Consider the following 13,809-nt stretch of genomic DNA (forward strand, 5'->3'; position numbering starts at 1 on the left):
GTGCCCCGCGAAAGCATGATCATCATCGGCGGTGGGCTCGGCGGGCTGTCCACCGGCTGCTATGGACAGATGAACGGGTACCGGACGCAGATCTTCGAGATGCACGAGTTGCCCGGTGGCTGTTGCACGGCCTGGGACCGTGGCGGGTTCACCTTCGACTGCTGCATCAGCTGGCTGCTCGGCAACGGTCCTGGCAACGAGATGCACCAGATCTGGCTCGAACTCGGTGCACTGCAAGGCAAACAGATGCGTCACTTCGACACGTTCAACATCGTGCGCGCACGCGACGGCAGAGCGGTGTACTTCTACTCCGACCCGGACCGGTTGCAGGCGCATCTGCTGGCGCTCTCCCCCGCCGACGCCAAGCTGATCCGGGACTTCTGCGACGGCCTGCGCAAGTTCCGCAAATGCCTCGCCGTGTACCCGTTCCTCACACCGGTCGGCCTGATGGGACGCGTGGAGCGGTGGCGGATGCTGGCCTCGTTCATCCCGTACTTCAACGTCATCCGCAAGTCGATCACCGTGCTGATGGCGGACTACTCCGCCAGGTTCACCGATCCGCTGCTGCGCGAGGCGTTCAACTTCATCCTCTACGAACGGCACCCGGCGTTTCCCGTGCTGCCGTTCTACTTCCAGCTGGCCTCGCACGCGAACCTGTCAGCCGGCGTGCCGGAAGGCGGCTCACTCGGACTGGCCCGCTCGATCGAGCAGCGCTACCTGCGCCTCGGCGGCACCATCACCTACGACGCCAAGGTCGAACGGGTACTCGTCGAGAACGACCGCGCGGTCGGCGTCCGGTTGTGCGACGGGCGCGAGTTCCGTTCGGACATCGTGGTTTCCGCGTGCGACGGCCACACCACCATGATGAAGTTCCTCGGCGGGCGCTACCTCACAGAGGACTACCGGCGGCTCTACACCGAGACCATCACCGAGCCGGGCATGGTGTTCCCCGGCTACGTCACCGTGTTCCTCGGGCTGCGCAGGCCCTTCCCCGACGGTGAGCCGTGCACGACCCACCTGCTCACCGACGCCGAGGCCGCCGACCTCATCGGCATCCGGCACCAGAGCATCAACGTCCAGTTCCGCAGCATGCACTACCCGGAACTCTCTCCGGACGAGACCACCGTCGTCTATGCGACCTACTTCTGCGACATCGCGCCGTGGCGGGCACTGAACGACGGCCAGGAGCAACGCAGCCGGGTCCGCAAGGGACAGGAGAAGCACACCCTGCCGGTACGCCGCGCCCTGGACTACTACGCGGGCAAGCGCCGGGTGCGGGAGGCGATCCTGCGTTTCCTCGAACAGCGCTACCCGGGGTTGCGTGAGTCCGTTGCCACGCGGGACATCTCGACCCCGCTCACCCAGGTCCGCTACACCGGCAACTACGACGGGACGGTGCTGGGCTGGCAGCCCTTTGTGGACAGTGGCGAGACCCTGGAGAAACTGGTCAAGAAACACGGCCCTGGCCTGCCAGGGCTCGCGAACTTCTACCAGTCCGGCGTGTGGGCCACCACCGGCGGCCTGATCCGCGCGGCGGCCGCGGGCAGGCACGTCATGCAGTTCGTCTGCCGCGACGACGGCAGGCCGTTCACCGCGAGCGTCGACCGCAACGCGCCGCCGCCGACACACGTGGTCATCCCGGTCGGCCGACGGATACCACGAGAAGGAGTGTTCACATGAAGGTCGAGAAGTGGGTGGTGCGCGAGCACCTCCCCGGTGTGCCGGACGTCGGCAGAATCTACGAGAAGGTCACCGAGGAGCTCGATGGCGAGCTGGCCGATGACCAGATGCTGCTCAGGACCCTGTACGTCTCCGTCGACCCGTATCTCCAGGGCATCTGCATGGACACCCCGATCGGCGATCACATGGGCGCCGACTCGATCATGGAGGTGATCGAGGCCGGGCCGCGTGCCACCTACCGGCCTGGCGAGTTGGTGCAGGGCTTCGGCGGCTGGCGCAGCCACGTGGTCAGCACCGGCGAGCCCGCGCTGTGGCAGACCGGGACGTTCCCGATGGTCTTCCCCGCCTACCGCAGGCTGGACCCTGATGACTACGACGACATCCTGCCGCTTTCCACCGCGCTGAGCGTCCTCGGCGGGCCGGGCATGACCGCGTGGGGCACCCTCACCAAGTTCATGACCGTCAATCCCGGCGACACCGTCGTGGTCAGTGGCGCGTCCGGCTCGGTCGGCGCGCTGGTCGGTCAGCTCGCCAAACGCGCAGGGGCCAGGGTCGTCGGCACCACGGGCTCACCGGAGAAGGCGGCGTACCTGACCGATCTCGGCTTCGACGCCGTCATGGCCTACCGGCAGGGCGATGACGGCGACGCTGTCCGCGACGCACTGGCCAAGGCCGCCCCCGACGGGATCGACAAGTACTTCGACTGCCTCGGCGGCACCCTCACCGACGCCGCGTTCACCATGCTCAACATCCACAGTCAGGTGGCCGTCTGCTGGCAGTGGGCAACCCAGGTCGGCAGCGACTACACCGGCCCCCGGCTGTTGCCCCACATCATGTTCCCGCGCGCCACCATCCGGGGCATCTTCGTCCTCGAATGGTTCACCGACGAGAACTGGAACGCCCTGCACCAGGGACTGGGCGCCATGATCCGCCGTGGCGAGATCACCTACGACCACACCGTCCGGCACGGCTTCGACGACATCCCCCACGCCTACCAGACGCTCTACGTCAACCGCGCCGCCAACCGCGGCAAAGTTCTGGTGAAACTCTGACCGGTCAATTCGCAAAGGAGCAAATATCATGACCTGGAAAGAAATCCCCGGCGACGCCCTCACCGACCTGCCTGTCGTGGCCGCCAGTACCGATGACCACGTCTTCATTTTCCTGACCGGAACCGACCGGCAGATCTATGTCAACCGCCTGGACCAGGACGACGCCTGGACCGGCTGGGAAACCATCCCCGGCGACGCCAGGACGACCCTGCCGGTGGCCGCAACACGCAACCCCTACGACGACGTCACCGTTGTCCACGTCGGCGAGGACGGATACCTCTATCACGCGACGCTGCAGCTCAGGGAGGGCTGGACCGCCTGGAGCAGATACGACGACGAAGGAGCGACCGCGATCGCCACCGCCCTGGTCACACAACAGCACAGGATGCACGCCTTCCATGTCGGCAAGGATCAGCGCATCTACATCCAGACCGTGGGCCTGACCGCGGCTGAATGACCGCCGGATTCCGGCGGTCATTCAGCCGGGGGCTGTCGAAGTTCTGGCTCTGGCGGACATTCGGTGGTGGGCCCTGGCCTCGACGGGCTTGCCTGCTGTCGTGATCTTTTGTGGCTGAGTTGGCATGCTGGTCGGCGTGGTTGTTCCCGGGGCTGTCGGCGCTGTCGATCGAAGGCGCCGAGAAGGCTGGCCATGCGCTCGTGGTGCGCGCATCGCCAGCCTTCTCGGCAACTGGCCGTCACCGTGACACGGTCGCTGATTCACGCGCGGAGAGCGTGACCAATGCCGAACGCAACAGGCGCGCGGTCTGCGTAGTGCTCCAGCCGGTGCGCTGCGCGATCTGCGCGACCGAACTGCCGTCCAGCACGACCGAGGACAATGCCAGCCGCTGCCGAGGGGGCAGCAATGTCATCTCGTCGCACAGAATCGCCGCGCGCAGGGCGTTGTCCAGGTCGCGCGCGTGGACGCGACGAGCGAGTCGCTCGTTGATGGCATGAACGTAGGTGTCACGCGCCCGGCGGCCGCGGGCAGTCGAGTCGAATTCACGGAGAATCCTGCGCGCGAGGCGAGCCGAAGAGGCTTCCGGCCTGCCAACGAGACGACACACCCGGTAGACCAGGTCGAAGGCTCTTTCGGATACATCAGGCCCCTGCCGCGCCGACTCCGATGCGTATTCCACAAGCCGTGGGCCGCGGAAAGTCACTCTGCTTCTCCCCTGCCGGTTGACATCCTCGCCTGGGCATTATGGGGAGTCGAACTGAGTTCCGCGCAATGAAAATGTCACTCGAAAGAGTTACCCAAAAAAGTGAACCGCGCCACGTCTCGCTCCGAATGAGCGGTGTCGTTCGCGCTGTGCGGGCGACGCTTGCCCGAAAGGAGCGATATGTCATCACCGTCTCCCGCTCGTCGTGGAGGGATCACACGACGACGTGTGGCGGTCGCGCTTGTCGCGGCCGGGAGCACCGTACTGGCGAGCGCGCTGGCCGGACTGTCGTCCGACCCCGCGGTCGCCTCAAGTCACCGGGAGGCCCCGCTCATCGCGGGAGATCCGCCGGTGGACAACACGGACGTGTACGCGTTCGTCAGCCCTGACAAGCCGGATACCGTGACGCTGCTCGCGAACTGGTATCCGTTCCAGGAACCGAACGGAGGACCGAACTTCTACCCGTGGGCCACCGACGCCCACTACGACGTCAACATCGACAATGACGGCGACGCCAAGGCCGACCTCGTCTACCGGTGGACCTTCCGCACCGAGGATCGGCGCGGCAAGGCGACGTTCCTGTACAACAACGGGCCGGTCACCTCACTGGACGACGAGAACCTGTTGTTCCGCCAGTCGTACTCGCTGCAGGTATTCGACCGGTACGGGCGATCGACGACGCTGATCAAGTCCGGCCGCGTCGCGCCATCGAACACCGGGCCCGCGTCGATGCCGGACTACCCGGTACTGCGCGACCAGGCGATCAGCGACGTCAAGGGTGGTGGGAAGAGCTTCGCCGGGCAGGCCGACGACGCGTTCTTCCTCGATCTGCGGGTGTTCGATCTCCTGTACGGCGGTGACCTGTCCGAGGTCGGGCAGGACACGCTCGCCGGCTACAACGTGAACACGATCGCCTTGCAGGTGCCGAAGGCGGCGCTGGCGCTCAAGGGTGATCCTGGCCGCAACCCGGTCATCGGGATCTGGAGCGACACCGAACGCAAGTCGATCACATTGCGCAGTCCCGGTGCGCAGAAATCGGCCGGCCGGGACGTGCAGGTGTCCCGGCTGGGCAACCCGCTGGTCAACGAGGTCGTGGTGCCCGCTGCGCTCAAGGACACGTTCAACGGGCTCAAGCCGGAGCAGGACCGCAAGGTGCCCGCGTTGGTGAACCGGGTCAGCGACCCGGAAGTGCCCAAGCTGGTCGAGGCGATCTATGGCATCCCGGCCCCGCCTGGGCCGCGCGCCGACCTGGTGGAGATCTTCCTGACCGGGATCACCACCAAGCTGGACGGACCGATCAAGGCCGACCTCAACTCCCAGTTGAACAACGCCGACGTCGATCCCCGGCGGTTCGCACCGTCGGAGCAACTGCGGCTGAACACCGCGATCGCCCCCACGGCGCAGCCCAACCGGCTCGGTGTGCTCGCCGGTGACCTCCAGGGGTACCCGAACGGCCGCCGCCTGACCGACGACGTGCTCGACATCGGCGTCCAAGCGCTGGAAGGCGCCGCGGTCAACGGCATCGTGGAGCCGCTCGCGGCGGGCGATGGAGTCAACCAGAACGACTCCGCGTTCGGCTCGTCGTTCCCGTACGTCGCACTGCCACACAACACCTCGGTCAACTCGTCCTCGTCCGGTGGCGCGGCGGCGCCGTTCGGCTGGGGGAACCTCCCGATCAAACCGGCGCTGGCCGGACTGGTCGCGGTGGCGTTGATCGGCTCCGGTGTCGTGCTCTACCGGCGCCAGTCCCGCGGCAACGCGGCAGGCGGGCCGGTGCCGGTCACCTGACCCTGCCACGACGGCGGCCGCCGGTGGCCGCGGCCAGAGCACGGGTACCGGCGGCCGTCCAGCCCGGACTTCGCACACCTCTCCCGGAAGGCACGATCGATGTCGGCTGACAACCCAACCAGCGGGACGCGTCGACGGCGCCATGGCGCCGCTGTGCGCAAGCGCTTCCCCGCGATCCTCATCGTCATCCTCGGCGTGGGTCTTCTCGCGGTCAGCGTCACCGCGCTCTTCCCGCCTGCCGCGCCGAGCGCACCGGTTCCGCATACCGGTGCGCTCGGCACGCTGGACCGGAAGATCGCCACGGCGCAGGCCAAGCTCGCCCGCCGGGAACAGGACCCCGGGACATGGGCGGAGCTGGGTACCGCGTACGTGGAGAAGGCGCGGATCACCGCGAACCCCTCCTACTACCCCAAGGCCGATGGCGCGCTGCGGACCTCGCTGGCACAGCAACCCGACGCGAACGGTCTCGCGTTGATCGGCATGGGTGCCCTCGCGAACGCCCGGCACGACTTCACCGCCGCTCGCGGCTGGGGTGAGCGGGCCCGTGCCGTCCTGCCGGACACCGCGGCGGCGTACGGCGTGCTCGCCGACGCGTACACCCAGCTCGGCGACACCGCGGCGGCGACAGCGGCGGTGCAGCGCATGCTCGACCTCAAGCCGGGCGTGTCCTCGTTCACGCGCGCCGCCTACGACTTCGAGCTGCACGGCCATGTCGAGCAGGCCCGCGACACGCTCGAGCGGGCGCTGGCGGACGCGGTGGATCCCGGCGACATCGGGTTCTGCCGGTACCGGCTCGGTGAGCTCGCCTTCGACAACGGCGACCTGTCCACCGCGGCGCGTCAGTACCGGACGGGGCTGGTCGTCGTCCCCGAGGATCCCGCCCTGGCGCAGGGAGTCGCGAAGGTCGCGGCCGCCCGGGGGGAGACCGCGACCGCCCTGGCCGGTTACGACAACCTCGTGTCCCGCCTGCCGAGCACCCAGTACCTCCAGGAGTACGCCGTGCTGCTGACCGCCGCGAACCGGCCGGAGGCGGCGCGGCGGCAGTTCACGATCATCGACCAGCAGGAACGACTACTGACCGCGGCGGGCGCGACCGATGACCTTGCCGCGTCGCTGGTCGCCGCCGACCGAGGCGACGCCTCTTCGGCGCTGCGTCACGCGCGGGCGGAGTGGACCCGAAGGCAGCCGGTGTTCGCGGCCGATGCCCTGGCCTGGGCCCTGCACCTGAGCGGCAGGCACGCCGACGCGATCACCTATGCCGACCGCGCGGCCGGTCTGGGCTGGCGCAACGCCACGTTCGCCTATCACCGCGGCATGATCCTCGCCGCCCTCGGCCGCGACGCGGAGGCCATCACCGCCCTCGACGAGGCACTGCGCGTGAATCCGCACTTCTCACCCGTCGACGTGCGGGTGGCCCGGCAGACGCTGTCGACCTTGCGGGGCCGACGATGACGCCAGCACGCCGCGTTCCGCGGCGAGCCGTCGTGCTGTTGGCCCTGTGTGCTGGGGCGCTGGTGGCGACACCCTCGGCCGCCTGCGCGCACCCGCTTGGCAACTTCACCGTCAACCACTTCAACCGGCTCACACTGCACGCCAACCGGATCGACCTGCACACGGTGATCGACCTGGCGGAGATACCGACCCTGCAGGAACGACCGGCCATCGACCGCGACCGCGACGGCACCGTGTCAGCCGGTGAGGCCACGACCTACGCCGACCAGCAGTGCGGCCGCTTCCGAACGCGGGCGACCATCGCCGTCGACGGCGGCCGCGGCCAGTGGCGGCAGACCGGGCACCGGCTCGAGTTCCCCCTCGGTGAGGCCGGGCTGGAGACCACCCGCCTCACCTGTGGGTTCACCACGTCCACCGCCTTGACCCGGCCCGCCGAGGTCGAGTTCCGAGACGGGTTCCGCCCGGACCGGATCGGCTGGCACGAGATCGTCGTGACCGGCGGCGACGTCAGGGCCGTCGACTCGCCGCTGCCCACCGCGAGCGTCAGCGACGACCTCCGCGCCTATCCCCAGGACCTGCTGGCCGACCCCCTCGACGTCCGCACCGCCACGTTCCGGACCGAACCGGGCGGCCCACTCGCCGACACCACCGGAACGGGACCCGGCGCGTCGACCGGCTGGCTGGACACCGGACTCACCGCGGCCACGTCCTGGTTCACCGACCTCACCGGCAGCCGTGACCTCACCCCGCTCGTCGGGTTTCTCGCCGTGTTGCTGTCCCTGGTCCTCGGTGCCTCCCACGCGGCCCTGCCCGGCCACGGCAAGACGGTCATCGCCGCGTACCTCGCGGGCAAGAACGGTTCGATCCGGGACGCCGTCACCGTGGGTGCCACCGTGACCGTCACCCATACCGCGGGCGTGCTCGTCCTTGGCCTGGTCATCAGCGCGTCCAGCGCGGTGGCCGGTGAGACCGTCCTGGCCTGGCTCGGTGTCGCCAGCGGCCTGCTGGTCGCCGCCGTCGGGGCCGTCCTGCTCCGGTCCTCGGTCCGTCACCTCGCGCACACCCGGAACGCCACCGCGGCCCGACCGTTGCTCGCACTCGTGCGAACCGGCGGCAACCATGCTCCCATCCCGGACCACGAAGTCCCCCACGCCGGACACGGACACGGACACGGGCACGGGCACGGGCACGGGCACGGGCACGGTTATGGGAGGTCGGGCCTGATCGGGATGGGCATCGCAGGCGGGCTCGTGCCGAGCCCATCGGCTCTGGTGGTTCTCCTTGGCGCGATCGCGCTGGGCCGGACCTGGTTCGGGGTCCTGCTCGTTCTCGGCTACGGGCTCGGCATGGCCGCGACCCTCACACTCGTCGGGATCGTCCTGGTCCGTTTCCGCGACCGGCTCGCACTCGCCGGGCTCCGCCACCGGCTCACCTGGCTGCGCCACCACATGCCCATCCTCACCGCGTCGCTCGTCCTCATCGTCGGAGCCGGACTGGCCGTTCGTGCCGCCACCGGCATCACCTGAGGATCCTCCGCACCTACGCCCATGAAGCAGAAAGGCGGCAACACCTCATGCTCCACCCCACGACCGGCCGCGCTCGCGGACGCACCGTGTTCGTCACGGGCGCATTGCTCGCCGTACTGACCGCGTGCACTCAGAGCCCACCCGATCCAGGCCCTCGGTTCGACGACGAGACCACGAACCAGGCGAAGGCCGGTGACACGAACTCACCCGACGGACTGGCGTGCATGAAACACCAGCCGCACCCACCAGGCCCGCGCTACACCGACAAGTCGTTGCGGCGCACCGACGACAGCCTCGCACTGCTGCGCTACTACACCGCCAACGGCACCAAACCCTACTGCGACAACAAGGGCCCGACAGAAACAGACCGGCAGTGGGCAAGGATCTACGTGCGTCTCGGCGCGGACAGCGCCAACATCGCCACGGTTCTCGATGACACCAACTAGCGGGGCGAAGATCGCAGGACCATCGAACATCGGCAACTACCGACACGCCCAATCGAAGACGGGACCGAGCCAGTTGCGGGTATCGCGCTTTTCGCGGCACAGTCCTACTGTGTGGCCAGGACGTTTGTTGCCTTATGGAGTTGTTCGGCCGACGCGGCTTGATGGTTCCGCAACTCGTCGGCGTTCGCCGAAATTACCCGCTTTTGATAGGCGCTACGCACAGCGGTCCAGATCCCGTTGACGTTATTGTAGGTTGCGCCCATGCGTTCGGGGCCGACTGAACGACGTCGCATATTGTGGGGGCGCGGTTGTTGTGGTATTCCGGGAAGGCCCACGAGCACAGCGGAAACGTGCATGCGGTCTCCTGGCTGGACGGATTCCAACTGTGGGTGGCCGACGTGGAACCCGGCTCGATACACGACCTGACCGTGGCGCGGCTTCGGCGTCCTCACCGGCCGCTGGCGCACTCTCCACCACAGCACCGCCAGCCCCAGCAAAATCGGCGACATCGTCAAAGCCGCACTCGTCCTCACCTACTTCGAACACCGCCGACTCACCTGAAAGTCGGTGAGATCACCTCAGTGTTCCGTCTCGTTCCCTGGGCCTCCCGACGGAGGCAGGGGTCGGCAAAGTCCTTTCCGCTGGTCAGTGGGAGGCAATTCGATGCCGTGAAAGACGCGGGGACATGGCTGGAATGGCGCTTTCGGGGCGTTCAACCTGAATCCACCGACGTTCGTCTCAGTTTGTCTGGTCGCACAACGGACGCCGCCCCGGGCCCGCGCCTGCGGGGTGCGATCCCAGTGCCCCGAAAAGGCGCTTTCGGGACGTTGAGCCTGGATCCACCGGTGTTCTTCTTGGTTTTCTGGTCGTGTGATGGGTGTCGGTCTGGTGAAGCCCGCTTCGCGGGCCGGGCGCGTAGCGCCCGCCCCGCAGTGGCGTTCTGTCAGGGTGGCGGACTGGCGTGATGTCCCGAAAGGCGCTTTCAGGGCGTTGAACGTCCCAAAGGCGCCTTTCGTGGCACCAACTAAACCTCGAAATCCCAGGCCATTCCGGAGACCTGTCCCTCCGGCGAGGAGCCGCCGGAGGCAAACGATCCAGGCTCAACGACCCGAAAGACGGGACACCAGCTGCGTCCTGAACGCGCCATTCAAGGCGGAGCACATGACTTTGCCGACCCCCTGCCGACGGAGGAGGGGAACCCGGGTCCAGGGCAGCCTCTGCAAGTCCGTGACGCGGTCCCGCTGCTCCATCTGCGTGACACTTCCCCAACCTGCCCAGATGGTTGTCCTCACCTCGGTACCGTCCGTTTCTGATGCGTCACGTTCTGTTGCTTCCAGAGTCATCCGGGGAGTCCCTCCATGGCCAAACGCACCGGCTCCGGCCTGCTCCTGCCAGTGGTCATCGTCGTCGGTCTGGTGGCGGTTTTCGGCGGCTCCAAGGTGTGGGACAACATCGAGGACTTCTTCAGTGATGACCCGGTCATCATCGGGGCTGGCGACACGGCCGTCATGGTGGCGAGTGGGGCCAAATCCAAGGTCGAGCAGTGCACCACGACCCAACTCCTAGTCGACAAGCGCTGTTACGACCTCAAGGCGGTGGAAATAAACGCGGCCAAGATGCCGTTCATCGCTCGCAACATCCAACTGGCCTGGGGCGAGGGCCAGCCGTACATCTTGCACCGCAACTCGGCCAAGCAGGCCACCAACCGGGCCGCAGCCTGCGGCAAATTCGTGGCCAAGTATCCGGGTGGCTCGTGTGACGAATATGCGTTCGCCACCACAGACGAGGGTGGCGCCAACGCCCGCACTGAAGAGGTACCGATCCGGGAGCAGCGGTGTCAGGGCGGTGCGCTCAACGCTGGCTACGCTAAGGCCGGTATCCAGCAGGGCGAGGAGTTCCTGGTAATCATCTCGCACCCGACCAACGTTGCCCAGCAAGCCTTCACCGGCCCGGACATCGCGGAGGACCAGACCACATGCTGAGGGACAGGTACGCCTGGGCCGACGAGGACTACGACCTGGCGTGGACGGTGGCCGTCATCCAGGACCTCGACATCGAGACAGTGCTGACCATCTACGGCGGCAGCGCGACTACCCGGCTCGGCGAGCTGACGTTCGCCGAAGCCATGAACGACCGCAACGAGCACTTCGACGACCACGCCGTCCTCCAGTTGCTCGTCCACGAGCGGTTCGTGGTGGCTGTCGAACCCAACGGCTGGACTGGCAACCTCCCGGAGATCGCCCGGCGAGCCTCACGAGCTGGTGGCAGCTTCATCAGTGTCTACTGGAGCCCGTCCGCCTTCCGGGTCGTTCAGGCCAGAGATGGGCAGGTCACCGCAAACTTCGACCCGAACTTCACAGGCTTCGCGGCCGGCGCGAACGATCTCCTGCCGGGCTGGGTCGGTGACAACGACTTCCCGCTTGAACACCTCAAGTCATCGTGTCTGGCGGCGATGGAACAGCAGACCGGGGTGGCTTTCGACCGTGTCTGGTTGGAGCGAAGGCTGCCGACGTACCGCATGCCGGACGCGGACGAGAGGCTGAAGGACATGGAGACCGCACGGTTCGTGGCCACTGACTTCCTTCGTGAGGATGAACGTCCTCCCGGAGCATTGCCGGACCTTGACGAGCTTGCCGCCAGCGGACAGGAGGTCCGCGACACAGACCAGAAGCGTGGCGACAGGGACCCCGTCACCGAAGGACCGCGCCCCGACGGACCGCCAGAACCGAGGTGGCCGTTCGGTATCTGAAGACCCGAATCGGCCTACAACCATATTCATGCGATTGATCAACCGGATTCCAGCGCACACGGAAGGACCGTGTTCAATGTCGACATCCGTGACTCCGTCCCGGACCGGACACCGTACCTGCAACCGTTGGCGCCGGATGGTGCACCGTCTCGACTGTTGGCCGACTGAGGCACGCAGCCCGACCGCGTCGCGTTTGCTGGGAGTTGTAGGTGAATGTCAGCCCAGCGCTGCCGCCGACGGTCGTGAACGTCGGGGTAGATTGCGACGTGGCCCGGCCGTAGCAGGCGAGTTGCCCGATCACGAGACGGTCGTCGAGATCCCGGCCGCGTTGCTCCGGTTCGCGGACCCGGTCGAGTGACCGCCTGGGAGCGCGTCGGGCCTGACCGGCTCGCCGCGCTGCTCGACGATGCGAGGGCCCGGTTGTGGCGGTGGGAGTGCCGCGGTGACTACTCCGCCGTTGACGCGGACCTGCTGCGGCGGTGGCGCGATGGACTCGGCCGCGACCCCGCGGACGACCGTTTCTGGACGGAGTACGTCCAGGGCCTGCGGCGGCGAGGTGTGCGGTTCGAGCGAGCCAGACGGTTCACCGAGCCGCTGACCGAGTACCTGCGCATGCAGCTGGACTTCACCTACATGAACGTCGACGCGGGTGAGGACGTTCGCTGGGTCGCGCCGTCGGTCGCGACCGGCGCGGGTATGCCGGACCACGACTTCTACGTCATCGACGACGACATGGTCGCCGTCCTGGACTTCGACAGCGGCGGCCGGTTCGCGGGCGCCAGAACGAACGAGGCGGTGGAGGTGGTTGCGCGGCACATCGCCTGGCGCGATCTGATCTGGCCACGCGCGGTGCCGCACGAACGGCACCTGACCGAGTAGGCCAACGACACGGATGACCACTTGACCGAGCTGGACCAGCGGCGGCTCGCACTCGCCGACGAACTCGGCTGACAGACGCCCGCGCTCACGACCGTCCTCCAACCGACGCCGACGGCGGCCGTGCGCACGCCATGTCGATAACAAATGGCCCTCGTGAGTCCGCTCACCAGGAGAAACTCTTTCGCCCGCGTACCCGCCATGCTCATAATCGAACATGTGAGCGAACAGCGGCGGGACCTCGGGCGCGGCATGTACGGCCGCGCGGTGCCGGTCCGGCCCGCGCCCGGCGGGCGCTCCCCGGTCAGGTGCCCGCGTGGACACGACCTGGCGATCGCCACCGCGCGGTCGGGTTACCACCACTGGTACGACCTGACCGAGATCACCTGCGGCGCCTGCCACGCCCTCGGCGACCCGCTGGCCAGCTGGTGCCTGGTGGACCCCGGCGAGCAGCATGACGCCAGGTCCGCGCCCGGCTCCGGGCTGGTGCTGGTCCGGACTCCCCCGGCAGAGCGCGGAGGCGTCGGCCAGCTCGCGCTCTGGGTCGACGGCGAGGCGCAGGCCGACCTCGACCTCGCCATGTGCGGGCCGTGCAGGCGTGCCGTGATCGAACACGTACGTACCGACCAACCACGCCGGGGGTACGGGCGCGTGCTCGTCGCCGCGGCACTGGTGCGCGCACCGCCGAGCATGTACCGCTGGTCGACCACCCCGATCGCGGACGACCCGGTCGCCAGGGCGTTCTGGTCGGGCATCTCGTGGCCAGGCACGCTCGGCCAGCCGGACTACTGCACCGACATGGACCGCGCCGCCGGTCGGATTCAGGACTGGTAGCCGCCTCCCAGGCGACTGCCGTCGATCCGCACCTGGCTGGCGGGCTCGCCGCGGGATGCGTCGCCCGATTCCGCTACGTGATGGCCTCGCCTCGCCGCGCGAGCGTCTCGAGTTGCCGCTGGATGAGGTGGGTGGTGTCGGCCGGGGACAACGCTCGGGCTGCCGCCTGGTCGAACGTGGTGGTGAAGCGTTGTACGTCGTCCGCATTGTCCACCCACTCACCTCCAGCCGGATATTCGAGGTAGA

At 67.7% G+C, this 13,809-nt stretch carries 13 protein-coding genes; 11 read left to right on the forward strand and 2 right to left on the reverse strand.

The window, feature by feature from the left end; genetic code table 11:
- From WBA97_RS28200 to WBA97_RS28210, 3 genes are read left to right on the forward strand one after another with little or no spacing between them, the layout of a single operon-like run.
- A complete protein-coding gene (locus WBA97_RS28200) occupies positions 1-1,680 on the forward strand; it encodes a phytoene desaturase family protein (protein WP_424233971.1) in 1,680 nt (559 codons plus the stop codon).
- Complete coding sequence (locus WBA97_RS28205; protein WP_424233972.1) at positions 1,677-2,732, forward strand: MDR family NADP-dependent oxidoreductase; 1,056 nt, start codon at positions 1,677-1,679, stop codon at positions 2,730-2,732. Before WBA97_RS28200 ends, WBA97_RS28205 begins: the two co-directional genes overlap by 4 nt.
- A 28-nt stretch (positions 2,733-2,760) precedes the next feature.
- Positions 2,761-3,189, forward strand: a complete 429-nt coding sequence (locus WBA97_RS28210) for a hypothetical protein (RefSeq protein ID WP_424233973.1) — start codon at positions 2,761-2,763, stop codon at positions 3,187-3,189.
- 238 nt (positions 3,190-3,427) lie between these two features.
- Here WBA97_RS28210 and WBA97_RS28215 read toward each other — a convergent pair whose 3' ends face one another.
- A complete protein-coding gene (locus tag WBA97_RS28215) occupies positions 3,428-3,892 on the reverse strand; it encodes a hypothetical protein (protein WP_424233974.1) in 465 nt (154 codons plus the stop codon).
- Between the two features lie 228 nt (positions 3,893-4,120).
- On the opposite strand from WBA97_RS28215, the gene WBA97_RS28220 reads away from it, so the two are divergent.
- From WBA97_RS28220 to WBA97_RS28255, 8 genes are all read left to right on the forward strand, one after another.
- Entirely contained in the window at positions 4,121-5,680 is a 1,560-nt protein-coding gene (locus tag WBA97_RS28220; protein ID WP_424233975.1) for a DUF4331 domain-containing protein, read from the forward strand.
- Between the two features lie 153 nt (positions 5,681-5,833).
- Complete coding sequence (locus WBA97_RS28225) at positions 5,834-7,132, forward strand: tetratricopeptide repeat protein (protein WP_424233976.1); 1,299 nt, start codon at positions 5,834-5,836, stop codon at positions 7,130-7,132.
- Between the two features lie 32 nt (positions 7,133-7,164).
- The gene (locus WBA97_RS28230) at positions 7,165-8,658 is read left to right on the forward strand and encodes a nickel/cobalt transporter (RefSeq protein WP_424233977.1); all 1,494 of its coding nucleotides are present in this window, start codon (positions 7,165-7,167) and stop codon (positions 8,656-8,658) included.
- 47 nt (positions 8,659-8,705) lie between these two features.
- Positions 8,706-9,104 carry a hypothetical protein gene (locus WBA97_RS28235; RefSeq protein ID WP_424233978.1) on the forward strand — a complete coding sequence of 133 codons (399 nt, stop codon included), beginning with the start codon at positions 8,706-8,708 and terminating at the stop codon, positions 9,102-9,104.
- A gap of 1,358 nt (positions 9,105-10,462) precedes the next feature.
- Positions 10,463-11,086, forward strand: a complete 624-nt coding sequence (locus WBA97_RS28240; protein WP_424233979.1) for a NucA/NucB deoxyribonuclease domain-containing protein — start codon at positions 10,463-10,465, stop codon at positions 11,084-11,086.
- Entirely contained in the window at positions 11,080-11,853 is a 774-nt protein-coding gene (locus WBA97_RS28245; RefSeq protein ID WP_424233980.1) for a hypothetical protein, read from the forward strand. The genes WBA97_RS28240 and WBA97_RS28245 overlap by 7 nt, the downstream gene beginning before the upstream one ends.
- A gap of 354 nt (positions 11,854-12,207) precedes the next feature.
- A complete protein-coding gene (locus WBA97_RS28250; RefSeq protein ID WP_424233981.1) occupies positions 12,208-12,732 on the forward strand; it encodes a DUF6879 family protein in 525 nt (174 codons plus the stop codon).
- A 216-nt stretch (positions 12,733-12,948) separates the two neighbouring features.
- Positions 12,949-13,563 (forward strand): GNAT family N-acetyltransferase, encoded by a 615-nt coding sequence (locus tag WBA97_RS28255; protein WP_424233982.1) that lies wholly within the window; start codon positions 12,949-12,951, stop codon positions 13,561-13,563.
- A gap of 73 nt (positions 13,564-13,636) precedes the next feature.
- Here the strand turns inward: WBA97_RS28255 and WBA97_RS28260 are convergent.
- Positions 13,637-13,809, reverse strand: a 173-nt coding sequence (locus tag WBA97_RS28260) for a Scr1 family TA system antitoxin-like transcriptional regulator (protein ID WP_424233983.1), incomplete at its 5' end; no start/stop codon positions are given.

The organism is Actinophytocola sp. (assembly GCF_049647105.1).
Classification (GTDB): Bacteria; Actinomycetota; Actinomycetes; order Mycobacteriales; family Pseudonocardiaceae; genus Actinophytocola.

Excerpts from the sequence above, each read along its gene's own strand:
- WBA97_RS28210 (WP_424233973.1), top strand. The coding sequence starts at position 2,761 with ATGACCTGGAAAGAAATCCCCGGCGACGCCCTCACCGACCTGCCTGTC.
- WBA97_RS28240 (WP_424233979.1), top strand. The coding sequence starts at position 10,463 with ATGGCCAAACGCACCGGCTCCGGCCTGCTCCTGCCAGTGGTCATCGTC.
- WBA97_RS28205 (WP_424233972.1), top strand. The coding sequence starts at position 1,677 with ATGAAGGTCGAGAAGTGGGTGGTGCGCGAGCACCTCCCCGGTGTGCCG.
- WBA97_RS28245 (WP_424233980.1), top strand. The coding sequence starts at position 11,080 with ATGCTGAGGGACAGGTACGCCTGGGCCGACGAGGACTACGACCTGGCG.
- WBA97_RS28235 (WP_424233978.1), top strand. The coding sequence starts at position 8,706 with ATGCTCCACCCCACGACCGGCCGCGCTCGCGGACGCACCGTGTTCGTC.